This window comes from Ciceribacter sichuanensis (genome assembly GCF_024055605.1).
Classification (GTDB): Bacteria; Pseudomonadota; Alphaproteobacteria; order Rhizobiales; family Rhizobiaceae; genus Allorhizobium; species Allorhizobium sichuanense.
The window spans coordinates 152,697-174,623 of sequence record NZ_JAMXLX010000003.1; the positions used below are offsets into that span (position 1 = coordinate 152,697).

The 21,927-nt window shown below is 62.0% G+C and carries 22 protein-coding genes and 1 tRNA gene; 12 read left to right on the forward strand and 11 right to left on the reverse strand.

The features are described 5' to 3' along the window. Positions 1–14 precede the first annotated feature (14 nt). The 3 genes from tsaA to NBH21_RS11390 all read left to right on the forward strand — a co-directional run bounded on the left by tsaA (position 15) and on the right by NBH21_RS11390 (position 2,348). Complete coding sequence (gene tsaA, locus NBH21_RS11380) at positions 15–539, forward strand: tRNA (N6-threonylcarbamoyladenosine(37)-N6)-methyltransferase TrmO (RefSeq protein WP_250913585.1); 525 nt, start codon at positions 15–17, stop codon at positions 537–539. A gap of 135 nt (positions 540–674) precedes the next feature. Next, positions 675–1,472, forward strand: a complete 798-nt coding sequence (locus NBH21_RS11385; protein ID WP_250913584.1) for a transporter substrate-binding domain-containing protein — start codon at positions 675–677, stop codon at positions 1,470–1,472. Between the two features lie 42 nt (positions 1,473–1,514). Continuing rightward, entirely contained in the window at positions 1,515–2,348 is an 834-nt protein-coding gene (locus tag NBH21_RS11390; RefSeq protein WP_250913583.1) for an amino acid ABC transporter permease, read from the forward strand. A gap of 17 nt (positions 2,349–2,365) precedes the next feature. Here NBH21_RS11390 and ppk2 read toward each other — a convergent pair whose 3' ends face one another. Beyond that, complete coding sequence (gene ppk2 / locus NBH21_RS11395) at positions 2,366–3,271, reverse strand: polyphosphate kinase 2 (protein WP_250913582.1); 906 nt, start codon at positions 3,269–3,271, stop codon at positions 2,366–2,368. 320 nt (positions 3,272–3,591) lie between these two features. Between ppk2 and leuC the strand changes: the two genes are divergently transcribed. From leuC to NBH21_RS11425, 6 genes are all read left to right on the forward strand, one after another. Further along, positions 3,592–5,001 (forward strand): 3-isopropylmalate dehydratase large subunit, encoded by a 1,410-nt coding sequence (gene leuC / locus NBH21_RS11400; protein ID WP_250913581.1) that lies wholly within the window; start codon positions 3,592–3,594, stop codon positions 4,999–5,001. A gap of 160 nt (positions 5,002–5,161) precedes the next feature. Next, positions 5,162–5,971, forward strand: coding sequence for a class I SAM-dependent methyltransferase (locus tag NBH21_RS11405; protein ID WP_250913580.1), 810 nt, complete (start codon positions 5,162–5,164; stop codon positions 5,969–5,971). Between the two features lie 188 nt (positions 5,972–6,159). Then, complete coding sequence (locus NBH21_RS11410; protein WP_250913579.1) at positions 6,160–6,990, forward strand: EamA family transporter; 831 nt, start codon at positions 6,160–6,162, stop codon at positions 6,988–6,990. A 139-nt stretch (positions 6,991–7,129) separates the two neighbouring features. After that, positions 7,130–7,675, forward strand: a complete 546-nt coding sequence (locus NBH21_RS11415; protein WP_250913578.1) for a SixA phosphatase family protein — start codon at positions 7,130–7,132, stop codon at positions 7,673–7,675. A 243-nt stretch (positions 7,676–7,918) separates the two neighbouring features. Next, positions 7,919–8,602, forward strand: coding sequence for a response regulator transcription factor (locus NBH21_RS11420; protein ID WP_163902272.1), 684 nt, complete (start codon positions 7,919–7,921; stop codon positions 8,600–8,602). 24 nt (positions 8,603–8,626) lie between these two features. Beyond that, positions 8,627–9,082 carry a cyclic nucleotide-binding domain-containing protein gene (locus tag NBH21_RS11425; protein ID WP_250913577.1) on the forward strand — a complete coding sequence of 152 codons (456 nt, stop codon included), beginning with the start codon at positions 8,627–8,629 and terminating at the stop codon, positions 9,080–9,082. A 13-nt stretch (positions 9,083–9,095) separates the two neighbouring features. Here the strand turns inward: NBH21_RS11425 and xth are convergent, their stop codons facing one another. The 6 genes from xth to tesB form a co-directional block, all read right to left on the reverse strand. Further along, the gene (xth, locus tag NBH21_RS11430) at positions 9,096–9,899 is read right to left on the reverse strand and encodes an exodeoxyribonuclease III (RefSeq protein ID WP_250913576.1); all 804 of its coding nucleotides are present in this window, start codon (positions 9,897–9,899) and stop codon (positions 9,096–9,098) included. A gap of 85 nt (positions 9,900–9,984) precedes the next feature. Next, positions 9,985–10,641: an outer membrane lipoprotein carrier protein LolA gene (locus tag NBH21_RS11435; RefSeq protein ID WP_250913575.1), complete on the reverse strand. Its 657-nt coding sequence runs from the start codon at positions 10,639–10,641 to the stop codon at positions 9,985–9,987. A 99-nt stretch (positions 10,642–10,740) separates the two neighbouring features. After that, on the reverse strand, positions 10,741–13,407 hold the full coding sequence (locus NBH21_RS11440; RefSeq protein WP_250913574.1) for an FtsK/SpoIIIE family DNA translocase: 2,667 nt from the start codon (positions 13,405–13,407) through the stop codon (positions 10,741–10,743). 363 nt (positions 13,408–13,770) lie between these two features. Continuing rightward, positions 13,771–15,132: an ammonium transporter gene (locus NBH21_RS11445; RefSeq protein ID WP_250913573.1), complete on the reverse strand. Its 1,362-nt coding sequence runs from the start codon at positions 15,130–15,132 to the stop codon at positions 13,771–13,773. Positions 15,133–15,159: 27 nt separating this feature from the next. Continuing rightward, complete coding sequence (locus tag NBH21_RS11450) at positions 15,160–15,510, reverse strand: P-II family nitrogen regulator (RefSeq protein ID WP_162708326.1); 351 nt, start codon at positions 15,508–15,510, stop codon at positions 15,160–15,162. Between the two features lie 214 nt (positions 15,511–15,724). Next, on the reverse strand, positions 15,725–16,609 hold the full coding sequence (tesB, locus tag NBH21_RS11455; protein WP_250913572.1) for an acyl-CoA thioesterase II: 885 nt from the start codon (positions 16,607–16,609) through the stop codon (positions 15,725–15,727). 112 nt (positions 16,610–16,721) lie between these two features. Between tesB and NBH21_RS11460 the strand changes: the two genes are divergently transcribed. Further along, positions 16,722–17,936 (forward strand): ubiquinone biosynthesis hydroxylase, encoded by a 1,215-nt coding sequence (locus NBH21_RS11460; RefSeq protein WP_250913571.1) that lies wholly within the window; start codon positions 16,722–16,724, stop codon positions 17,934–17,936. 55 nt (positions 17,937–17,991) lie between these two features. Here NBH21_RS11460 and NBH21_RS11465 read toward each other — a convergent pair whose 3' ends face one another. The 4 genes from NBH21_RS11465 to NBH21_RS11480 form a co-directional block, all read right to left on the reverse strand. Beyond that, positions 17,992–18,168 carry a Trm112 family protein gene (locus NBH21_RS11465; RefSeq protein WP_250913570.1) on the reverse strand — a complete coding sequence of 59 codons (177 nt, stop codon included), beginning with the start codon at positions 18,166–18,168 and terminating at the stop codon, positions 17,992–17,994. A 147-nt stretch (positions 18,169–18,315) separates the two neighbouring features. Beyond that, on the reverse strand, positions 18,316–18,999 hold the full coding sequence (locus NBH21_RS11470) for an LON peptidase substrate-binding domain-containing protein (RefSeq protein ID WP_250913569.1): 684 nt from the start codon (positions 18,997–18,999) through the stop codon (positions 18,316–18,318). Between the two features lie 95 nt (positions 19,000–19,094). After that, the gene (gene trxA, locus NBH21_RS11475) at positions 19,095–20,072 is read right to left on the reverse strand and encodes a thioredoxin (protein WP_250913568.1); all 978 of its coding nucleotides are present in this window, start codon (positions 20,070–20,072) and stop codon (positions 19,095–19,097) included. Positions 20,073–20,132: 60 nt separating this feature from the next. Continuing rightward, entirely contained in the window at positions 20,133–20,654 is a 522-nt protein-coding gene (locus tag NBH21_RS11480; protein ID WP_250913567.1) for a prolyl-tRNA synthetase associated domain-containing protein, read from the reverse strand. Positions 20,655–20,929: 275 nt separating this feature from the next. On the opposite strand from NBH21_RS11480, the gene NBH21_RS11485 reads away from it, so the two are divergent. Together NBH21_RS11485 and NBH21_RS11490 are read left to right on the forward strand one after the other, a co-directional pair. Further along, positions 20,930–21,004, forward strand: a tRNA-Gly gene (locus tag NBH21_RS11485). 115 nt (positions 21,005–21,119) lie between these two features. Beyond that, a complete protein-coding gene (locus NBH21_RS11490) occupies positions 21,120–21,887 on the forward strand; it encodes an SDR family NAD(P)-dependent oxidoreductase (RefSeq protein WP_250913566.1) in 768 nt (255 codons plus the stop codon). The last annotated feature ends 40 nt before the right edge of the window (positions 21,888–21,927 follow it).

Below are 21,927 nucleotides of genomic sequence, written 5' to 3' on the forward strand. Positions count from 1 at the left end.
CTGGAGACATGACAATGGTGCGTGAGAACGAGATCCGGGAAAACGAAGTGCAGATCGAGGCGCCGGAGGCCCGCGATGCCTGGCTGGTCTTCATCGGCCGCATCCATACGCCGTGGACCTCGCGGATGGAGACGCCGCGGCAGGGACGCCATGATGGTCCGCTCTGCGAGATCGAGATCTTCGAACCCTGGGTGCCGGCGCTGGAAGGCGTCGAGACATTCGAGCGGCTGGAAATTCTCTACTGGCTCGACCGTTCCAGACGCGATCTCGTGCTGCAGAGTCCGGGAAACAATGGCGAGGTGCGTGGCACCTTCTCCATCCGCTCGCCGGTCAGGCCCAATCCGATCGGTACCTCCATCGTCGTTCTGGAGAAGGTCGAGGGTGGCAGGTTGTTCGTTCGTGGTCTCGATTGCCTCGACGGGACACCGCTCATCGACCTCAAGCCCGACCGCAATCTGTTCAAGCCGATCGCCCCGCCGCAGAAGGGTGATTTCGAGGTCGGTGACGGCGTTCAGGCGAGCCATTGCCAGAAAGCGTGAGCGGATGGCTTTTCGGCGGGGTGTGCGGGATTGAGAAGGCCGTTTCTCACCCGGTGCTGTGGACGCAACGCCGCCCGCTTGCAAGGCGCGATTGAACTGTGACACTGTCGGCCCGCCACAATCAGGGAGACAATGATGCTTCTTCGCCGCGCCGTGCTCGCCGGTCTGTCCGTTTTTTCGCTGCTGCCGTTCACCGCCATTGCCGCCGACCTGCCGGATCTCGGCGGCAAGACGGTCGTGGTGGTCACGGAAAATGCCTATCCGCCGCTGCAGTTTGTCGATCCGAAGTCGGGCCAGGCCATCGGCTGGGAATACGATGCGATGAACGAGATCGCCAAGCGGCTGAACTTCAAGGTCGAGTACCAGAACACCTCGTGGGACGCGATGATCCAGGCGGTGTCGGACGGTCAGTACCAGATTGGCATGACCGGCATCACCATCAAGGACGACCGCAAGGAGAAGGTCGACTTCTCCGACCCCTACATGCGTTCCGAGCAGTTCATGCTGGTCAGGGGCGACGAGAGCCGCTTTTCGGACGCCAAGAGCTTCGGCGAATTCAAGGATGGCCTGATCGGCGCGCAGCCGGGCACTTCGCCCTTCTACACCGCCGTCTATGAAATCCTCGACGGCAACGAGCAAAACCCGCGCATCAAGCTGTTCGAAACCTTCGGCGCTACCGTTCAGGCGCTGAAAGCCGGCGACGTCGACCTCGTCCTCACCGACAGCGTCGCCGCCAAGGGCTATGTCGATGCATCGAATGGCGGCCTGAAGGTTGTCGGCGGCGCGCTCGGTGCGGAGGATTTCGGCTTCATTTTCCCGAAAGGTTCCGATCTCGTGGCGCCGGTCAATGCGGCGATCGCGGCACTGAAGGCCGACGGCACCTTCGATACGCTGAACAAGAAGTGGTTTCTCGAATACAAGATGGGCGAGTGAGGGTGCGGGAGCCGAGGCTGAGAAAGCCGGGGCCATGAGCTGATGGGTTTTCAGACACTTTCGGGCGCAGGCAATGGAAAGGGCGAGGGCGACCGGCCGTGGTGGCTGGTCGCCCTTGTCGCGATCGCGCTTGGAATTGCCGCCGTCATTGCCTTCAATGATCTCTATGCGCAGGTCTTTGCCACCATTTCGCGCGGCATAGGGGTGACGGTCTTCGTCACCGTGGTGGGCTTTGCGCTGGCAACCATGCTCGGCCTGCTGGTGGCGCTCGCCGGCATGTCGGACAGCCTGATCGTCAGGCAGATCGCGCGGTTCTATGTCGAGGTGATCCGCGGCATTCCGATCCTCGTCCTTCTGTTCTACATCGCCTTCGTCGGTGCTCCGGGCTTCGTCAGCCTCTACAATTTCCTGATCGGTCCGCTGGTCGAGGGCGGCTGGCTGTCGGCCCTTCAGGTCCGCGACGTATCGCTGATGTGGCGGGCGATCTTCGCGCTGATGATCGGCTATTCGGCCTTCATCGCCGAAATCTTCCGCGCCGGTTTCCAGTCGATCGACAGGGGGCAGGTAGAGGCGGCGATGTCGCTCGGCCTCAACCGCTACCAGCGCTTCCGGCTGATCGTCTTTCCGCAGGCCATCCGGGTGATCTTTCCGCCGCTCTCCAATGATTTCGTGGCGATGGTGAAGGATAGTTCGCTGGTCTCGGTGCTCGGCGTCGCCGATATCAGCCAGGCCGGCAAGATCTATGCGTCCGGTTCCTTCCGCTTCTTCGAGACCTATTCCATCGTCGCCTATATCTATCTTATCCTGACGATAGGCCTGTCCATGCTGCTGAGGCGCGTGGAAAAGCGCATGCGCCGGAAAGGTGCCGGCCGCTAGCGCCGGCACCACGCTCGTTAGAACGCATCCGGCACATACATTTCCGGCGGGACCGGATGACGAATGTAGTCGGAGTTGCGGACGCGTTCCGGCAGCACGATGTGTTCCTTCGGCACCGTCTCGTAGGGGATCTGTCCGAGAAGGTGGGCGATCATGTTGAGGCGGGCCTTCTTCTTGTCGACGGCCTGCACGACCCACCACGGCGCTTCCGGGATGTGGGTGTGTTCCAGCATGTCTTCCTTGGCCTTGGTGTATTCTTCCCAGTGAATGCGGCTCTGCAGGTCCATGGGCGAGAGCTTCCACTGCTTCAGCGGATCGTGGATGCGCATGCGGAAGCGGAATTCCTGTTCCTCATCGGTGATCGAGAACCAGTATTTCAGGAGAATGATGCCGGAGCGGACCAGCATGCGCTCGAATTCCGGCACGGAGCGGAAGAACTCCTCCAGCTCTTCCGGGGTGCAGAAACCCATGACGCGCTCGACGCCGGCGCGGTTGTACCAGGAGCGGTCGAACAGCACCATTTCGCCGGCGCCCGGCAGATGGTTGACGTAGCGCTGGAAATACCACTGGCTCTTTTCACGCTCGGACGGGGCGGGCAGGGCCACGACGCGGCAGACACGCGGGTTGAGCCGCTGGGTGACGCGCTTGATCGCGCCGCCCTTGCCGGCGGAATCGCGGCCTTCGAACAGGACGACGACCTTGAGCTTCTTGTACTGCACCCAGTCCTGCAGGCTGACCAGCTCATGCTGCAGCCGGAAAAGTTCACGGAAATAGATACGGCGGTCGATGGTCGGCTCCGAGAGGCCTTCGGCGACCATCTCTTCCATCCGCTCCTCTTCCATCTGTTGTTCCAGCTCCTCGTCGAAGCTGTCGATGATGTCTTCCTTGATGCGGCTGATTTCGTCGTGAATGGGTTCGGACATGTGGTCTATCTCCGTTTGGCACGACAGATGAAGCATGTTTCCGCGAACACTTTATGACAGGCATATGTCAGGCGGCTGACGACGCAAATCCGTTGCCGATTTTGTGGAAAACTGTTATTGCCACGCCATGGGATCTAAATTCGGATGTCTCGCGAACCAGTTCATCGTGCTGCAGGACCACAAGCGTCTGCCGGCACGGTTCTTCGCGTGCGTCTCCGGAGCGCTCAACAGCCGCCTAGGCTGAACGTAGCCGGCCGCATCGGCGGCGCTTCAGAATACCAAGAACCAATCCCACTTCTTCAGCCGGATGGAAACACGCCATGAGCGCACCGCGTACACTTTACGACAAGATCTTCGATGACCACCTGGTCGACCGTCAGGACGACGGCACCTGTCTTCTCTACATCGACCGTCATCTCGTGCATGAGGTGACGAGCCCGCAGGCCTTCGAAGGACTGCGCATGGCCGGCCGGCCGGTACACGCGCCGCAGCGGACGCTGGCAGTGGTCGACCACAACGTTCCGACCACCGCCGACCGTCTGGAAGGCATCAAGAACGAGGAAAGCCGCATCCAGGTCGAGGCTCTCGCCCACAATGCCGCTGAATTCGGCGTCGAATACTATTCCGAGCGCGACAAGCGCCAGGGCATCGTGCACATCGTCGGCCCCGAACAGGGCTTCACCCTGCCGGGCATGACCATCGTGTGCGGCGATAGCCACACCTCGACGCACGGTGCCTTCGGTGCGCTGGCGCATGGTATCGGCACGTCCGAAGTGGAACACGTTCTGGCAACCCAGACGCTGATCCAGAAGAAGGCCAAGAACATGCTGGTGCGTGTCGATGGAAAGCTTCCGGAAGGCGTCACCGCCAAGGACATCATTCTTGCCATCATCGGCGAGATCGGCACTGCCGGAGGCACCGGCCACGTCATCGAGTTTGCCGGCGAGGCGATCCGTTCGCTGTCGATGGAAGGCCGCATGACCGTGTGCAACATGACGATCGAGGGTGGCGCCCGCGCCGGCCTGATCGCGCCCGATGAAAAGACCTTCGAATATATCAAGGGCAAGCCCAAGGCTCCGACCGGCGAAACCCTCGAACAGGCCCTTGCCTACTGGAAGACCCTGCACACCGACGAAGGCGCGCATTTCGACCGGACCGTCGTGCTCGACGCCGCCAACCTGCCGCCGATCGTTTCCTGGGGCTCGTCTCCGGAAGACGTGGTGTCGATCCAGGGCGTCGTGCCGAACCCGGACGAGATCCAGGACGAGACCAAGCGGGTCTCCAAGTGGCGGGCGCTCGACTATATGGGCCTCACCCCCGGAACCAAGATGACCGACATCGCGATCGACCGCGTGTTCATCGGTTCCTGCACCAACGGCCGTATCGAGGACCTGCGCGCTGCCGCCGCTGTCATCGAAGGAAAGAAGGTCGCATCGACCGTCTCCGCCATGGTCGTGCCGGGCTCCGGCCTCGTCAAGGAACAGGCTGAAGCCGAAGGCCTCGACAAGATCTTCAGGGAAGCCGGTTTCGAATGGCGCGAGCCGGGCTGCTCCATGTGCCTTGCCATGAACGACGACCGGCTGAAGCCGGGCGAGCGCTGCGCCTCGACCTCGAACCGCAATTTCGAGGGCCGTCAGGGCTACAAGGGCCGCACGCATCTGGTCTCCCCGGCCATGGCTGCTGCTGCTGCCGTTGCCGGCCATTTCGTCGATATCCGCGACTGGAAGTGAGATCCAAGGCCCCGCCGGCCTGAAAGTCTCGCTGTCAGGGCCGCCCGCAGAAATGCGGGCGGCCTTTGTCGTTTCAGGGACGCACGGTTCCCAGGTCTATGCTCTGCTTCTCGCCGGAGCGCTCCTGCGGTATAATCGCCCCGTCTGGGAGGACGCAGCCATGACCGAGGCCGACAAGGTATTTGCAGGCAGCATTCCCGCGCTTTACGAGCGGTTCATGGTGCCGATGATCTTCATTCCGTATGCAGGCGAGATGGCTTCGAGGGTGGCGGTGCTGAGGCCTGCCACCGTTCTGGAGCTTGCCGCGGGAACGGGCGTTGCAACCCGCGCGATGGCGGAGAAATTGCCTGAGATGACGGCGATCACCGCGACCGATCTCAATCAGCCGATGATCGATCTGGCGATGACGCTACAGGAGACCGGGAATGTTCTCTGGCAGCAGGCCGATGCGATGGCGCTGCCCTTTGCCGATCACGCCTTCGATGCGGTGGTCTGTCAGTTCGGGGTGATGTTCTTTCCCGACAAGGTGGCATCCTATCGCGAGGTTCGCCGCGTTCTCAAGCCGCGCGGCGCCTATCTCTTTGCCGTCTGGGACGGGATCGAGAACAACGCCTTTGTCGGCGTGGTGAGCGAAGTCCTGTCGAAGCGTTTTGCCGACAATCCTCCGCAGTTCATGCGGCGCGCACCGCATGGTTATCACGATCTCGGGCTGATCGATGGCCAGTTGAGAGCAGCCGGCTTTTCGGCTGTCGAGACCGAAACGTTGAAACTGACGGGTCGCTCGCCCTCGGCGCTCGACGCGGCCACCGGCTACTGTCAGGCCAACCCGATGCGCAACGAGATCGAGGAACGCGCGCCGGGCGGCCTGCAGGCCGTTACCGAACTGGTGGCGGAGGCACTCGAGAAACGTTTTGGCTCGGGACCGATCGAAGGTGGGCTGAGCGCCCATGTGATCACCGCGCGAGGCTGAGCGTTTCCGCACGTTGATCGATTGCGTGCAGCGGGTCCACGGTCGATAGTTTTACGCGAAAGCGGCATTGTAAAGCAGCCGAAAGGAGCTATGGTCCGGGGCTTCACAAAACTGTCATATTGACCTTTGCCGATGCCTATTTCGCCGATCTCGTCCTTCCTCCTTCATCGTCTTGCCGGGGTGGTATCGTGAGCACGATTGCCGTCGTGCTTGCCCTCGTCGCGGCCATTCTGCATGCGAGCTGGAATGCGTTCCTCAGAAACGGAGCGGATCGGCTGTGGTCGGTGACGGTGATGAGCCTTGCGGGAACGCTGGTCGCCCTGCCGTTCATCGCCTGGTTCCCGCTGCCTGAGGGCGAGGCGTGGTTCTATATCCTGATGTCGGCATCGCTGCAGGTGGGCTACAGCCTGTTTCTCGTGGCCGCCTACCGACATGGCGAACTCGGGCAGGTCTATCCCATCGTTCGCGGCACGGTGCCGCTGCTGGTGACGCTGGGCGGTTTCCTGTTCTTCGGCGAAATCCTCGGCACGTTCCAGACCATCGGGGTCATGCTGGTGGCGGCCGGTATCATGAGCCTTTCGCTTGGCAAGACCCGGGCCGCGACCTCGTCGCTGCTTTTTGCGTTTGCGACCGGCTTGATCATCGCCTGTTATTCGACGGTGGATTCCAAGGGTGTGAAGTTCGTGGAACAGCCGGCGGCCTATGCCATGTGGGTGCTGTTCCTCTACGGCCTGATACTTGCGGTCACCTATGCGGTGCTGCGGAAGGGGCTTTCCATCGATTTTCGTTCATCGGTCACATGGAAGGCCTTTGGCGGCGGCGTGGTGGCGATGATCGCCTATGGCCTCGTGGTCGTCGCCTATTCCTTTGCGCCTGCCGGCCTCGTGACTGCCGTGCGCGAGACGAGCGTGGTGTTTGCCGTTTTGATCGGAGCGCTCTTCCTCGGAGAGCGGCTGACCGTCAAGCGGCTCGTCGCCTGCCTGATCGTCGCGCTGGGCGCGATCTGCGTCAGCCTCTGACACCCGGATCTTAATTGTAAAACCACTGCATACTTTTGCGCGACATGCGTTAGCTTGGGGAGCGGGCGGCTCGCTGGGCCGGATGCAACATATTGTTAACCATGATTGTCACACGTGAATCATGGGAGGAGGGGAGGTCATGTCGAACAAGAACAGGGACGCGCCCGCCGGTGGACGGCGGCTCATCCTGCTTCGTCATGCCAAATCGGACTGGCCTGAAGGCGTGGACGACAAGGAACGTCCACTTGCCGACAGGGGCCGCAAGGCGGCCTCTGTCATGGGGGATTATCTGGAGCGGGAGGGGCTCGTTCCCGACCTCGTGCTGGTCTCGACCGCCGAACGCACGCAGCAGACCTGGGGGCGGGTGAAGAAGGCGTTTTCGCAAGCGCCTGAGGTTCGCGATGTCGATGCGATCTACGAGGCGCCGGCCGAGACATTGATGTCCGTCCTCAAATGCGTGGAACCGGCCTTTCGCGTCGTCATGATGATCGGTCACAATCCCGGCATGGAGGATCTTGCAGCCAAGCTGATCGGTGGCGGTGATCCTGAGGCGCGGCGGCGAATTTCAGAGAAATATCCGACGGGCGGACTGGCGGTGATCGATTTTACGGCGGGTACGTGGCAGACGATCGGTTCCGGCTCGGGTGTCCTTGAACGCTTCGTTACCCCACGTTCGCTTGTCTGAGTGAGCAGGCTTTGAGCGGCGTTCCGGGGGGCGTGGAACGCTTCAGGCGGGTTTCACGCATTGTTGCAGGGCGAGCCATTGAAACCGCTCACGAGATTTTGCGTTGTCTGTGAAGTTCGGTGTATTCATAGCACTTCAAATTAGCGCCGAGGACGCAAGTGACAGCGTTTCTTCCGGCGTGACGGCGTTTCGGGTTCAAGCCGTTGCATGAATGGCGACGGAGAATGCAGGAGAAGCACAGACATGAGCGCGCGCACCATCCTTCTGGTTGATGACGACGACGATCTCAGGGAAACGCTGGTCGAGCAGCTTTCGCTCTATGACGAGTTCAATCTGCTGCAGGAGCCGAACGCCACGAAAGGCATGCAAGCGGCTCGCAGCGGTCAGGTGGACCTGATGATCATGGATGTCGGCCTGCCGGATATGGACGGTCGCGAAGCGGTGAAGCTCTTGCGCAAGGGCGGGTTCAAGGCTCCCGTCATCATGTTGACCGGGCACGACACCGATTCGGACACGATCCTCGGCCTTGAAGCGGGCGCCAACGATTATGTGACGAAGCCTTTCCGCTTTGCCGTGCTGCTCGCCCGCATCCGCGCCCAGCTTCGTCAGCACGAACAGAGCGAGGACGCGACCTTCGGCGTCGGTCCCTATCTCTTCAAGCCGAGCCAGAAGCTCTTGACCACCGAGGACGGCAAGAAGATCCGGCTCACCGAGAAGGAAGCGGCGATCATCCGCTATCTCTACCGCGCCGGCCAGAAGGTCGTGACGCGCGACGTCTTGCTCGAAGAGGTCTGGGGCTATAATTCGGGTGTAACGACGCATACACTCGAAACCCATGTCTACCGTCTCAGGCAGAAGATCGAGCGCGATCCGTCCAGCGCCGAAATCCTCGTCACGGAAAACGGTGGCTACAAGATCATCCCCTGACCCCCGTGACGCCGGAGAACCCGCATGGCGCTTGCCGACGACATTGAACTGCTTTCCGGCGTTCCGTTGTTTTCAGGGCTCGACGGCGACCAATTGAGGCTGATCGCCTTCGGTGCGGAGCACAGGCCGGTCGCCAGCGGGCAGGCGCTTTTCCGCGAGAAATCGCCGGCCGAATGCGCCTATGTGGTGGCGAGGGGACGTTTCGAGCTTTCCTCGCTCGGACGCGGCGGCAAGCCCAGGGTCGAGGCCGTTGCCGAACGCGGCACCATGCTTTCCGAACTGGCGCTGGTGACGATGGTCGAACGCAAGTATACGGCGGTTGCGATGGAGGATGCCGATGTCATCCGCATCACCCGCGCGCTGTTTCACAGGCTGCTCGAGGAATATCCCGAGATGGCGGCGATCATCGAGGCGCGTATCCGCGCATCGATAAGCGGGCTGATCGATGGGGCTGCCGCCATGGCTGACCGCTTCCGCTGATCGGTCGCTGCTCTCAGAGATCGAACCAGGCTGTCACCGGCACATGGTCCGACGGCTTTTCCCAGCCGCGGGCTTCCTTGAGGATATCGATCCGCTTCAGATGGCCGGTCATATCAGGCGACGACCAGATGTGGTCGAGACGACGGCCGCGGTCGGCGGCTTCCCAGTCCTTGGCGCGGTAGCTCCACCACGTGTAGATCTTTTCCGGCTCGGGCGTGAATTGCCGCATCAGGTCGACCCAGCCGCCCTGACGGACGACATCCAGCAGTCCCTCGGTCTCGACGGGCGTATGGCTGACGATCTTCAGGAGCTGCTTGTGCGACCAGACGTCGTTCTCGAAGGGGGCGATGTTGAGGTCGCCCACGAGGATGGCCGAAACGCCGGGCTCGGCATCGGCCTTCAGCGCCTTCATTTCCTCGATGAAATCCAGCTTGTGACCGAACTTGGGATTGATCGTGCGATCAGGTTCATCGCCGCCGGCGGGAACGTAGAAGTTATGCAGGCGGATGCGTTTGCCCTGCCATTCGAAGATCGCCGAGATGTGGCGCGAGTCGCCGACGCCGCAATAATCCTGGCGGTGATCCTCGGTGAGCGGGAAACGCGAAGCGATGGCGACGCCGTGATAGCCCTTCTGGCCATGCAGGATGATGTTCTCGTAGCCGAGCGCCTTCAGCGCATCGGCCGGGAACTGGTCGTTCTGGCACTTGATTTCCTGCAGGCAGAGAATGTCGGGGCTCACCCGCTTCAGGAAATCCTCGACGATCGGCAGGCGCAGCCGGACCGAGTTGATATTCCACGTGGTGATCGACAGTGACATGCTTCGTGCTCCGATTGGGTCGGGCATGGTCTATCGGATCCCGGCGAAATTCAAAACGGTTTTCGACCGTCAGAGTCCGCGCAAATCAACGTTTCGGCGCGTGAACGTCGGCATAGGGGATTTCGAAGACGCTCGGATCGAGATTGACGCCGGTCTGGACGTTGAAGATCATCACGGAGGTGTCCTTGGCCTGAACGTCGGTGATCGTCCACTGGCGGAGGTCGTAGGTCTTCGGGTCGAACATCAGGGTAATGGTCGAATCGCCGAAGATGGTCTTGTCGCCGAGAACGATCGTGGTGAGGTCGGCCTCTTCCTTGACGTCGCGCACCAGCTGGTTTCCGAGGTCGATCTTTTCGGCGAGCAGCAGGCTGAGCGGCGTCTTCGACAGTGGATAGAGATCCCAGGTCTTCAGCTTCATGTTGCCGATGACGACGTTCTTGCCATCGGAAATCACGCGCATCGGCGAGGGCTTCTCGTAGTTGAAACGCAGCTTGCCCGGACGCTGGATGAAGAACTTGCCGCCGGTCTGTTCGCCGCGCGGACCGAACTGGACGAACTCGCCCATCATCGTCTTTACCGAGGAGAAATGGTCGGCAATCTTCTGGGCGGCGTCGGCCGCGGCCTGGGCGCGGGGCATCGGCAGGGCGGCGAGCGCAAGCAGCGCGCCAGCACCGAGCACGAACTGTCGACGGGTCGTGGACGTCGGCGCAATCGCCAGACGTTCGGCATTTTCTTCAATCATCCGGAACTCCTTCATGTGGTCATTCCATCGCCGAAAAAGGCGGCGTCTTCATGGCCGAGATATCGTTGCCGGGGCTTAACGCGCGAGCTGCCCCGGGGTTCAACGTTCGATGATGTCGCCTTCGGTCGGCACGAGAATTTCGCGCTTTCCGGCATGGTTTGCGGGGCCGATGATGCCTTCCTGCTCCATGCGCTCGATCAGGGAGGCAGCACGGTTGTAACCGATGCCGAGACGGCGCTGGACGTAGGAGGTGGAGGCCTTGCCGTCGCGAAGCACGATGGCGACGGCCTGATCGTAGGGATCGTCCGAATCGGCGAGGTTGGAGGTGCCGGCCGGGCCGCCGCCGCCTTCATCGTCGTCATCGTCGATGGTGATCGCTTCGAGATACTGGGGTGCGCCTTGAGTCTTCAGGTAGGCGACGATTTCCTCGACCTCATTGTCCGAGACGAAGGGGCCGTGGACACGCTGGATGCGGCCGCCGCCGGCCATGTAGAGCATGTCGCCCATGCCCAGCAGCTGTTCGGCGCCCTGTTCGCCAAGGATGGTGCGGCTGTCGATCTTCGACGTCACCTGGAAGGAGATGCGGGTTGGGAAGTTGGCCTTGATCGTGCCGGTGATGACATCGACCGACGGACGCTGGGTCGCCATGATGACATGAATGCCGGCCGCACGCGCCATCTGCGCCAAGCGTTGGACCGCACCTTCGATGTCCTTGCCGGCAACCATCATCAGGTCGGCCATTTCGTCGATGATGACGACGATATAGGGGATCGGCTTCAGGTCGAATTCTTCGGTTTCGTAGATCGCCTCGCCGGTCTGGCGGTCGAAGCCGGTCTGGACGGTGCGGGTCAGCACCTCACCCTTCTCCAGCGCCTGCTCGACGCGGCTGTTGAAGCCGTCGATGTTGCGCACGCCGATCTTCGACATCTTCTTGTAACGCTCTTCCATCTCGCGCACGGTCCATTTCAGCGCGACGACGGCCTTTTTCGGATCGGTGACGACGGGTGAGAGCAGGTGCGGGATACCGTCATAGACGGAAAGTTCCAGCATCTTCGGGTCGATCATGATCAGGCGGCATTTTTCCGGCGGGAGCCGGTAGACCAGCGACAGGATCATGGTGTTGATGGCGACGGATTTACCGGAACCGGTGGTGCCGGCGACCAGAAGGTGGGGCATCTTGGCGAGATCGGCGATCACCGGCTCGCCGCCGATGGTCTTGCCGAGCGCCATGGCGAGCTTGGCCTTGTTGGTGTCGAAATCGCGCGAACCGATCAGTTCGCGCAGGTACACGGTTTCCCGCGTCTGGTTGGGCAGTTCGATACCGATCGCGTTGCGGCCGGGAACGACGGCGACGCGGGCGGCAATCGCGCTCATGGAACGGGCGATATCGTCAGCAAGGCCGATGACGCGCGACGACTTGATGCCGGGCGCGGGCTCCAGTTCGTAGAGCGTCACCACCGGGCCGGGGCGGACATGGATGATCTCGCCCTTGACGCCGAAATCCTCCAGCACGCCTTCCAGCATGCGGGCATTCTGTTCCAGGGCGTCGGCCGAGAGCGTCGCGTCGCGGGCAATCGTCTTCGGTTCGGCGAGAAGATGCACGGAGGGCAGCTGGAAACCTTCGGGCCTCAGCAGCGAAGCCTGCGCATCCCGTTCGACGCGCGCGCCCGGCTTCGGGCGGGGCGCGGGCGCCACAACGCGCGGCGAGCCGCGATCGGCACCGCGGCCTGCGGCCGGCGAAGGCGACCAGCCGCTATTGTCGGGCAGGATGCCCGCGGGACGTGGCATGTCATCGAGATCGAAGGGCGGATCGTCATCATAGTCGTCGTCCGCGCTGATCGGCGGCGGAGAGACGATATTGCGCTTGGGCGACAGCACGCGCGGAGCGCCATCGAGCGAGGGTTCGAGGCGCTCGTAGGCACCCGGCGCCTTGGGCCGCACGGGCTCGTTCAGCGTGCCGAATTCGTCATCGTTGAAATCGTAGGGCTGTTCGAAACGATGGCTGCGATCCACCGGCTTCATACCGAGCAGGCGGCGCATGCGCGCGCGCGTCGTGTACCAGTGGTGGGTGAAGGCGCCGAGCGCAAGCGCGATCGGTCCTTCCCCGTCATCTTCGTCTTCTGCCGCCACAGTGCGGGCGACCGGTTTGCGGCGCTCGGCGGGGGCCTCGTCTTCTTCTTCGGCCACCGGTTCACGTCCGATGAGGCCGGCGGCAAAGAGAAGCAGCCAGGCGGCGGGAAATGCCAGGACGGCGCCGAGGATCATGGAAACGGTGCCGGTGGGATAGGCGCCGATGAAGAGGCTCGGGAAACGCAGGATCATGTCGCCGAAGACGCCGCCTATACCGTTCGGGATCGGCCATGTGGCCGGGGGCGGAAAACAGCCTGTCACGGCGGAGGAGACGATCGAGCCGACGAGCCAGGCTGCGATGCGGGCCGGGATGCGATGAAGCGGGCGCCCGGTGATGAGCGCCAGCGACCATGCGAGCACGGGAAGCAGGGCAAGTAGGCTGGCGAGGCCGAAGAACTGCATCATGACGTCGGCGAAGATCGCGCCGCCATGGCCGAGAATGTTGGTCGGCTCGTTGGCCGTTGCATAGGAAAGGCTGGGATCGGCGACATTCCATGTGGCGAGGGCGGCGACAGCCAGCACCAGCGCCAGGAAAATAGCGAAACCCAGGAGTGCCAGCATCTGCCGCACGATGAAAGCGCTGAGCGCGAAGCGGCCGGGCTGATCGCCCATCGCTGCCGAATTGCCTCTGTTCATCCCCTGCCTGCCCGTTCGTCGAAGTAAGGTCCTGCCGGGGGCCGCCCGGCACGAGGCGAGGCGATCCTGTCACGGCTCCATAGGGCACATTACATGGGACAGGGTTAATGGTGCATTAACCATCGACCGCCCGAAATGGCTGGTTTTCCGGCTTTTGGGCATTTTCGCTTTTTTTGGAAACGCGAAAACGCTCCATCTTTCTGGTTTCACGCAATCCCGGACGCAAAACCGCAGCGCAGTTTTGCTGGAATTGCTTCAGCGACAAAAAAAAGCCCGGACGCGGGGTCCGGGCCAAGAGCGGCTCGCCGTTCGACGGCCGCGACGGGAGGAAGAGCCGCACCGGCGTCCGGTGCGGCGATATCCTTACGAGTGGTATGCGGCTTCGCCGTGGGAGGCGAGGTCGAGACCTTCGCGCTCTGCTTCGACCGGAACGCGCAGGCCGACGATGACGTCCGTGATCTTGTAGAGGATCGCGGAGCCGACGCCGCACCATACGAGCGTGACCAGAACGGCCTTCACCTGGGTGAAGAACTGGGCGCCCATGGTAACGCCTTCAGCATAGCCGATGCCGCCGAGTGAGGTGGAAGCGAAGATACCGGTTGCAAGAGCGCCGAACAGGCCGCCGATGCCGTGAACGCCGAAGACGTCCGCGGTGTCGTCATAGCCGAACTTGTTCTTCACTACGGAGACGAAGAAGTAGCAAAGCGGCGAAACGATCAGGCCCATGACGATCGCGCCCATCGGGCCGACGATGCCGGCAGCAGGCGTGATGGCGACGAGGCCGGCGATCATGCCCGAAGCGGCGCCGAGCATCGAGGACTTGCCACGGGTCAGGCTTTCGACGAAGGCCCAGGAGACGATTGCAGCAGCGGTCGCGATGAAGGTGTTGACCGTTGCGAGCATGGCGCCGCCGGAGGCTTCGAGGTTGGAGCCGGCGTTGAAGCCGAACCAGCCGAACCAGAGCATGGCTGCGCCGACCATGGTGAGCGTCATGGAGTGCGGAGCCATCATGTCCTTGCCGTAACCGGTACGCTTGCCGACCATGATCGCGCCGATCAGACCGGCAACACCGGCGTTGATGTGCACGACGGTGCCGCCGGCGAAGTCAAATGCGCCCCAGCCGAAGATCAGGCCGTTTGCGTCCCAGACCATGTGAGCGATCGGGAAGTAGACGAAGGTGACCCACAGAAGGCAAAACAGGATCGCGGCCGAGAACTTGATGCGTTCGGCAAAGGCGCCGATGATGAGCGCGGGGGTGATTGCCGCGAAGGTCATCTGGAACAGCATGAAGATGTATTCCGGAATAACGGCATCCGAGAAGGTGGCAGCCGTCGAGTCCATCGTCACGCCCGACAGGAAGAGCTTGGCCGTGCCGCCGAAGAAGGCGTTGGTCGAGCCGCCGAAGGCGAAGGAATAGCCGTAGATGACCCAGACCAGCATGATGGAGGCGCCGATGACGGTGCACTGCATCAGGACGGAGAGCATGTTCTTGGCGCGCACGAGGCCGCCGTAGAACAGGGCAAGGCCCGGAACCAGCATGAAGAGGACGAGGATGGTGCAAAGGAACATGAAGGCGGTATCGCCCTTGTCCGGCACGGGTGCTGCGGCTGCAGCTTCCGCGGCGGCCGGTGCGGCTTCCTGCGCAAAGGCAATGGCCGGCGCCAGCAGCGCGGCCGAAGCGGCGCCGATCCGCGCGAAAGTGGAAGAAAACTTGGTAAACGACATCAGTAACAACTCCCCTAACAGCCGTTCTTACAGAGCTTCAGAATTGGTTTCGCCGGTGCGGATGCGGACCGCCTGGTCGATCGAGTAGACGAAGATCTTGCCGTCGCCGATCTGGCCGGTCTTGGCAGCAGAAGCGATTGCCTCGACGGCCTTGTCCGCGAGTTCGGAAGAGACGGCGATTTCGATCTTCAGTTTCGGCAGAAAACTTACGGCGTATTCGGTGCCGCGGTAGATTTCCGTGTGCCCCTTCTGGCGGCCGTAACCTTTTACTTCGGTCACGGTCAGGCCCTGAATGCCAACAGCGGTGAGGGCTTCGCGCACCTCATCCAGCTTGAACGGCTTGATGATGGCCATCACAATCTTCATCTGGTTTCCCATCCTTTGCTTGTCCTCGGCTCGGAGCCGACTCTCCTTGCCGCCAGCCCCCAAAGCGTCCAGCGACTGTGGTCAGACATTCAAAGTATGTGCCAGTTTCGTGACGACTAATAAGTTATTGAAATCTAAAGGCTATAAAGAGCAAATCTAATAAACAGGCATTTGGACGGCAGATGTGCGCACAAATTATGTGCAAAAATATCTTTTTGCCTTCCGATTAGTCATTTGCCCTTTTCCGAATCAGCCCTTCCTGAGCCACTGACGCGATCAACACACCTTCACGGCTGTAAATGCTGCCGCGGGTCATGCCGCGTGCGCCGGAAGCGCTCGGACTGTCCTGGGTATAGAGTAGCCAGTCGTCCAGCCGTGTCGGGCGATGAAACCACATGGCGTGATCGAGGCTTGCCGCCTGCAGCGACGGATCGAAGATGGAGGTTCCGTGGGCATAAAGCGAGGTATCGAGCAGCGTCATATCAGAGAGATAGGCGAGAATGGCCGCCTGATAGTGACGGTCGTCCGGCGGCGGCGCGCTGGTGCGCACCCAGATATGGGCTTTCGGCTCCAGCTTCTCGTCGGAAAGGTAGTGGACGAGCGAGACGGGACGGATTTCGATCGGCCGTTCGCGGCCCCAGTAGCGGCGCACGGCGTCGGGCGCCTTGGCGAGGAAGACGTCGCGGAACTCCTTTTCGCCCATCAGGCTTTCAGGCGCCGGCACGTCAGGCATTTCGACCTGGTGATCGAGACCCTCTTCATCGAGCTGGAAGGATGCCGACATGGAGAAGATCGCCTTGCCATGCTGGATGGCCACGACCCGGCGGGTGGTGAAGCTTGCGCCGTCGCGGATGCGCTCGACCTGGTAGATGATCGGCACGGCGGGATCGCCGGGACGCATGAAATAGGCATGCAGCGAATGGACGAAGCGGTCGGTCGCGACGCAACGTTGGGCGGCCATCAGGGCCTGGGCGATGACCTGCCCGCCGAATACGCGTTGCCAGCCGTTCTGGGGGCTCTTGCCGCGAAAGAGATCTTCTTCCAGCTTCTCGAGGTCGAGCGTTGCGATCAGCTTTTCCATGATCCGCGTTTTCTCTTCCGCCTGCGACATATTATAATGCTCCCGGTTGTAGGAAGTCGTTCAAGGCTGATCTATATAGCGGCAAGTGAGATGCACAAGGGCAAAGACGCTGCCCCGGGTGCCGGGATAAAGGAAGTTCGCCATGCTGGATGTTCTGGTCGTCGGTGGTGGTTATGTCGGTCTGGCGGTCGCGGTCGCGGTCAAGCAGGCGGCCCCGCATCTCGCCGTCGAGGTGATCGAGGCGGCGCCGGAAGACGCATGGAAGAAGGACCCGCGCGCCTCGGCGATCATCGCCGCGGCGACGAAGATGCTGGAAGTCTTCGGCATCTGGGACCGGATCGAGCCTGAAGCGCAGCCGATCACCAGGATGATCGTGACCGATTCGAAGACGTCCGATCCGGTGCGGCCGGTGTTCCTGACCTTTGACGGTGCGGTGGAGGAGGGGCGTCCCTTCGCCCACATGATCCCGAACGTGGCGATGGTGGGGGCGCTGCGCGACGCCTGCGCCTCTGCCGGGATCCGGATCCGTCATGGCGTCATGGCGACGGGCTTCCACAATACCGGGCCGTCAGCCGATCTCTCCCTTTCCGATGGCAGCGTGGTTTCGGCGCGGCTGGTCGTCGCCTGCGACGGCGTGCGCTCGAAGCTGCGCGACATGGCGGGCATCAAGACCGTGACATGGGATTACGGTCAGTCCGGCATCGTCACCACCGTCGAGCACGAGCGGCCGCATGACGGTTGCGCGGAGGAGCATTTCCTGCCGGCCGGTCCCTTTGCCATCCTGCCGCTCAAGGGCAATCGTTCCTCGCTGGTCTGGACGGAGCGCACCAGCGATGCCGAACGTCTCGTGGCATCGGACGAACTGGTTTTCGAGGAAGAGCTGGAACGCCGTTTCGGTCACAAGCTCGGTGCGATCCGCGCGACCGCCGACCGGCGTGCCTTTCCGCTGGGGCTGACGCTTGCCCGTGAATTCGTGGCGCCGCGGCTGGCGCTGGCGGGTGACGCGGCCCACGGTATCCATCCGATTTCCGGCCAGGGCCTCAATCTCGGCTTCAAGGACGTGGCGGCGCTCGCCGAGACCATTGTCGAGGCGGACCGGCTCGGCCTCGATATCGGCGACCTCAATGTTCTGGAGCGCTACCAGACCTGGCGTCGGTTCGACACCTTCCGCATGGGGGTCACCACCGACGTCCTGAACCGGCTCTTTTCCAACGACGTGACGCCGATTCGGGTGCTGAGGGATTTCGGGCTTGGGGTGGTCGACCGGATGCCGTCGCTGAAGTCCTTCTTCATCCGGGAAGCGGCCGGCACGACCAATGGCGGCGCGCCGAAGCTTTTGGCGGGTGAGGCGATCTGACCGGGTCTCAAACCCTTCACCGAAAATCGCGACGGCTCGACCGGCTGTCTTTCGCTCAGTTCTCCAGCTTGCGGGCCTCGGAAACGAGCATGATCGGAATGCCGTCGCGGATGGGGTAGGCAAGGGCGGCGCGCTCCGAGACAAGTTCGGCCTTCTCGCGGTCGAGGGTCAGTCTCCCTTGCGTCAACGGACAAACCAGAAGCTCCAGAAGCTTCGGGTCGACGGTGCTCATCCGATGATCCGCAGGGCGATTTTCCATGGGTGTCTTCCAGCAGGGGTTCCAGAACATTCCGGCGATAACGCAATCGCCTTCAATGCTCTATCTGTTTGTTTTGACGCAATTCCAGCAAAGCCACTGCAGGCCTTTGCTGGAATTGCTCTATTGCAGGACGGAGTCCGCATCGCCGAAGGTGCGGGCGAGCACGATTTCGGTGATGGCGACGAGTGTTTCCGCGCGGGTCTTGAGATCGGGTGCCTCGAGCAGCGCCTGCTTCTCGGCCGGGCCGAAGGGCGACATCATCGACAGGGAGTTGACGAGGGTGAGGTTGCTTGCCCGTTCGACGCTCTCCCAGTCCGCTTCGAGCTTGTTGGCATCGAGATAGGCGCGGAAGGCGGCAAGGAGGGCGGCGCGATCGACCTGCGCCTCTTCATCCCCGCCCGTGGCGAGATCAGCCATGAAGGGCGCAATATGGAAGTTGCGGTAGGGTTTCGAGCCCGGAACTTCCTCCATCAGGCGAAAGCGGCAGACGCCGCCGAGCGAGACGATATAACGACCGTCGCCTGTCTCGGTGAACGAGGTGATACGGCCCATGCAGCCGACCTGCGCCAGCGGTGGCCGTTCCGGCAGGATATCCGCCTCCGGCACCTCGCCAAGCGCCGGCTGGATCATGCCGATCAGGCGATTGCCCGCCAGCGCATGATCGAACATGGCGAGATAACGCGGTTCGAAGATGTTCAGGGGCAGCTGTCCGCCGGGCAGCAAAAGCACGCCCGAGACCGGAAAGATCGGCAAAATCCCCGGAACGTCGTTTTCAGTCAGATATCTGGCATTCCCGACATGCATAAAATTGCACCCACTCCGGCCGCTTCCGGCCGCAACCATCTTCATAATGTGGTTGCGGCGAGGGAAATCTCAAGGGCGGAAGCGTATTTCCTCGCTCACGAGAACAGGATCGACGAAAGTTTGCGGCGCGCCATGATGGTTGCGGGATCCTTGGGACCCCACACCTCGAAGAATTGCAGCAACTGGCGACGCGCGCCGTCGTCATCGAATTCGCGGTCGTGCTTCATGATCAGCAGCAGGTGCTCGGCCGCTTCTTCTCGCCGTCCCTCGACATTGCGGATCTTGGCGAGCTTCATCCGGGCTTCGTGATCGTCCGGATTGAGCGCCAGCGCATGTTCGAGCGCCACCGGGTCACCCAGCTTGCGGGCCTCGTCGATCTGCTCGAATTTCTTGAGAAGCGCCTGGATTTCGGCAACCTTCTTCACCTCTTCCGGCAGGCCTTCCACCAGCTGCCGGGCGCGGTCCTGCTGGCCAGCGGCGAGCATGCATTCGGCCATGCCGGCGATCGCCTTGGGATTTTCCGGCTCGGCCTGCATGACGGCGCCGAAGAGCTGTGCAGCTTCCTGGATGTTGCCGGCGGCAAGCAGGGTTGCCGCTTCCTCCAGCGCTGCCTCGATCTCGGCTGCCTGGTCGGCGCCGGCGGGGCCTGCGACCTTGTCGATGAACTGGCGGACCTGGCTTTCCGGAAGCGCGCCCATGAAACCATCTACCGGACGGCCGTTGACGAAGGCGATGACGGCGGGGATCGATTGAATGCCGAGCTGGCCCGGAATGGCCGGGTGGTCATCGATGTTCATCTTGACGAGCTTGACGCGACCGCCGGACTCGTTGACCACCTTCTCGATCACCGGGGTCAGCTGCTTGCAGGGGCCGCACCAGGGCGCCCAGAAATCGACGAGAACCGGCTGGTTGCGGGATTCCTCGATGACATCCTTGGTGAAGCCGGATGTGGTGGTGTCCTTGATGGCTGCACCGCCGGCAGCTTGCGCCGGAGCGGCGGATGCGCCGCCGAAATGGGCCTGGCCCGTCATCTGGCTGCCGAAACCGCCATAGGGATTGCTGTTGTCACTCATCGAAATCTCTCCCGCACCTTGGGGCCTCTTCGGGGGCCGAGTTTGGCATAAGATCGTATGTCAGGCCGTGACTTTCAAGACAAGCGGCGTATGGCCCGTCGCTTCAAGAAAGCGTAAAAGGTCGTTGCGACCGATCGAGGTCGTCGCATCGTTGGAAAGCGGGTGGCCGTTGATGATATCGTGTTCCATCAGGTCCGCATCCAGCACGAAGGTAACGTTGTGGCCGGTATCGTTGATCGCGCCGAAGACGGTGACGGAGCCGGGAATGACGCCGAGATATTCCATCAGCTTTTCCGGCTTGCCGAAGGATACCTTGCTGGCCGCGCCGATCAGCGTGTGCACCGTCTTCAGGTCGACCGACGCATTCTCCTCGACGGTGAGCAGGAAGAAGCGATCCTTCTTGTCCTTCACGAACAGGTTCTTGGTGTGACCGCCCGGGATCTCGTCGCGCAGCGAAACCGATTCGGCGACGGTGAAGACCGGTTCGTGACGGGCCGTCTTATGCTCGATCTTCAGCTCGTCGAGAAAGCGAAAGAGGTCTTCGGCGGTCTTCGGTGCGGTGGTTTCTGGATCGGTCGTCATCGGAGGCTTTCGGGGGCGGATTTCAGGGAGGTGCAGATGAAAAATAGAGGCCGTTTGGCCGTCGGCGGAGAGTGATACGTCCGCTTGCCGGGCTTGGCAATCGTTCCTTTTACCTGAAAAGCCCGGTTTTCCGGGCTTTTCGAGGCGTCGTGATTTTTTCTCGAAAATTTCGTCATTTCCCTGTTGCATTTGAAAAATGATTGGGCCATATACCGCCCGTCGCCGCAACGCAGACGACCTTCGATCCACCGACTACCCCCGGATCGTCGACATGAGCGGGTGTAGCTCAGGGGTAGAGCACAACCTTGCCAAGGTTGGGGTCGGGCGTTCGAATCGCCTCACCCGCTCCAGTTTTCCTTCCGAAAAGAACAGCGCAAAGCAGCCTTGCTGCTGCCCGGATCAATACGGCAGACAGACGCAGTTTCGCGTCCTATAGTCCCTCGATCCGCATCGGAGGGGGACGGCATGGCCGACAGGTTGAAGGGCAAGATTGCGATCGTTTCCGGCGGGGCGACCGGCATGGGCGGGGCGGCGTCGAGGCTTTTTGCGGCGGAGGGCGCCAAGGTCGCCATCATCGACCGCAATGGCGAAGAGGCAGCCCGGACCGTGGCTGCCATCCGCGAGGCGGGCGGCACGGCGGAGCACTGGGTCGCCGATGTTTCCGACGAAAAAGCCGTCAACAATGCCGTGAAGGGCGCCGAGGCGCATTTCGGTCCGGTGACCGTTCTCTTCAATCACGCAGGCACGATCGTCATCAAGCCTTTCCTCGAAACCACGACCGAGGAATGGGACTGGCTGCACGCCGTCAATGTCCGTTCGATGTTCCTGATGACCAAGGCGGTGCTGCCGGGAATGATTGGCGCTGGCGGCGGTTCGATCGTCTGTACCTCATCGATTTCGGCCGTGGCGGCAACGCCGATGGAAGTGCTCTACGACACGACGAAGGGCGCCGTGCACATGTTCGCCCGCGCGATCGCGGTCGAGTTCCGCGACCGGAACATCCGCTGCAATGCCGTCTGCCCCGGCTTCATCCGCACGCCGCACGGGCTTCGGGAAGTGGCGGAGCTTACCGCCCATGGAGTCGATGTCTCCGAGGCCGCGATTGCCGCTCAGCAGGGCCGCATCGGCGAACCGGAAGACGTGGCGCGCGCCGCGCTCTATCTGGCAAGTGACGAATCGAATTTCGTCAACGGCGCGCATCTCTTCGTCGATAACGGCTTCACCGCCATCTGAGGGAGCGTCCAAGGCCCCCCGGCCTCTTATGGGCCGAGGA

Coding starts and splice junctions, on each gene's coding strand:
- tsaA (WP_250913585.1), top strand. CDS start 15: ATGGTGCGTGAGAACGAGATCCGGGAAAACGAAGTGCAGATCGAGGCG.
- NBH21_RS11385 (WP_250913584.1), top strand. CDS start 675: ATGCTTCTTCGCCGCGCCGTGCTCGCCGGTCTGTCCGTTTTTTCGCTG.
- NBH21_RS11390 (WP_250913583.1), top strand. CDS start 1,515: ATGGGTTTTCAGACACTTTCGGGCGCAGGCAATGGAAAGGGCGAGGGC.
- ppk2 (WP_250913582.1), bottom strand. CDS start 3,271: ATGTCCGAACCCATTCACGACGAAATCAGCCGCATCAAGGAAGACATC.
- leuC (WP_250913581.1), top strand. CDS start 3,592: ATGAGCGCACCGCGTACACTTTACGACAAGATCTTCGATGACCACCTG.
- NBH21_RS11405 (WP_250913580.1), top strand. CDS start 5,162: ATGACCGAGGCCGACAAGGTATTTGCAGGCAGCATTCCCGCGCTTTAC.
- NBH21_RS11415 (WP_250913578.1), top strand. CDS start 7,130: ATGTCGAACAAGAACAGGGACGCGCCCGCCGGTGGACGGCGGCTCATC.
- NBH21_RS11420 (WP_163902272.1), top strand. CDS start 7,919: ATGAGCGCGCGCACCATCCTTCTGGTTGATGACGACGACGATCTCAGG.
- NBH21_RS11425 (WP_250913577.1), top strand. CDS start 8,627: ATGGCGCTTGCCGACGACATTGAACTGCTTTCCGGCGTTCCGTTGTTT.
- xth (WP_250913576.1), bottom strand. CDS start 9,899: ATGTCACTGTCGATCACCACGTGGAATATCAACTCGGTCCGGCTGCGC.
- NBH21_RS11435 (WP_250913575.1), bottom strand. CDS start 10,641: ATGATTGAAGAAAATGCCGAACGTCTGGCGATTGCGCCGACGTCCACG.
- NBH21_RS11440 (WP_250913574.1), bottom strand. CDS start 13,407: ATGAACAGAGGCAATTCGGCAGCGATGGGCGATCAGCCCGGCCGCTTC.
- NBH21_RS11445 (WP_250913573.1), bottom strand. CDS start 15,132: ATGTCGTTTACCAAGTTTTCTTCCACTTTCGCGCGGATCGGCGCCGCT.
- NBH21_RS11450 (WP_162708326.1), bottom strand. CDS start 15,510: ATGGGAAACCAGATGAAGATTGTGATGGCCATCATCAAGCCGTTCAAG.
- tesB (WP_250913572.1), bottom strand. CDS start 16,609: ATGTCGCAGGCGGAAGAGAAAACGCGGATCATGGAAAAGCTGATCGCA.
- NBH21_RS11460 (WP_250913571.1), top strand. CDS start 16,722: ATGCTGGATGTTCTGGTCGTCGGTGGTGGTTATGTCGGTCTGGCGGTC.
- NBH21_RS11465 (WP_250913570.1), bottom strand. CDS start 18,168: ATGAGCACCGTCGACCCGAAGCTTCTGGAGCTTCTGGTTTGTCCGTTG.
- NBH21_RS11470 (WP_250913569.1), bottom strand. CDS start 18,999: ATGCATGTCGGGAATGCCAGATATCTGACTGAAAACGACGTTCCGGGG.
- trxA (WP_250913568.1), bottom strand. CDS start 20,072: ATGAGTGACAACAGCAATCCCTATGGCGGTTTCGGCAGCCAGATGACG.
- NBH21_RS11480 (WP_250913567.1), bottom strand. CDS start 20,654: ATGACGACCGATCCAGAAACCACCGCACCGAAGACCGCCGAAGACCTC.
- NBH21_RS11490 (WP_250913566.1), top strand. CDS start 21,120: ATGGCCGACAGGTTGAAGGGCAAGATTGCGATCGTTTCCGGCGGGGCG.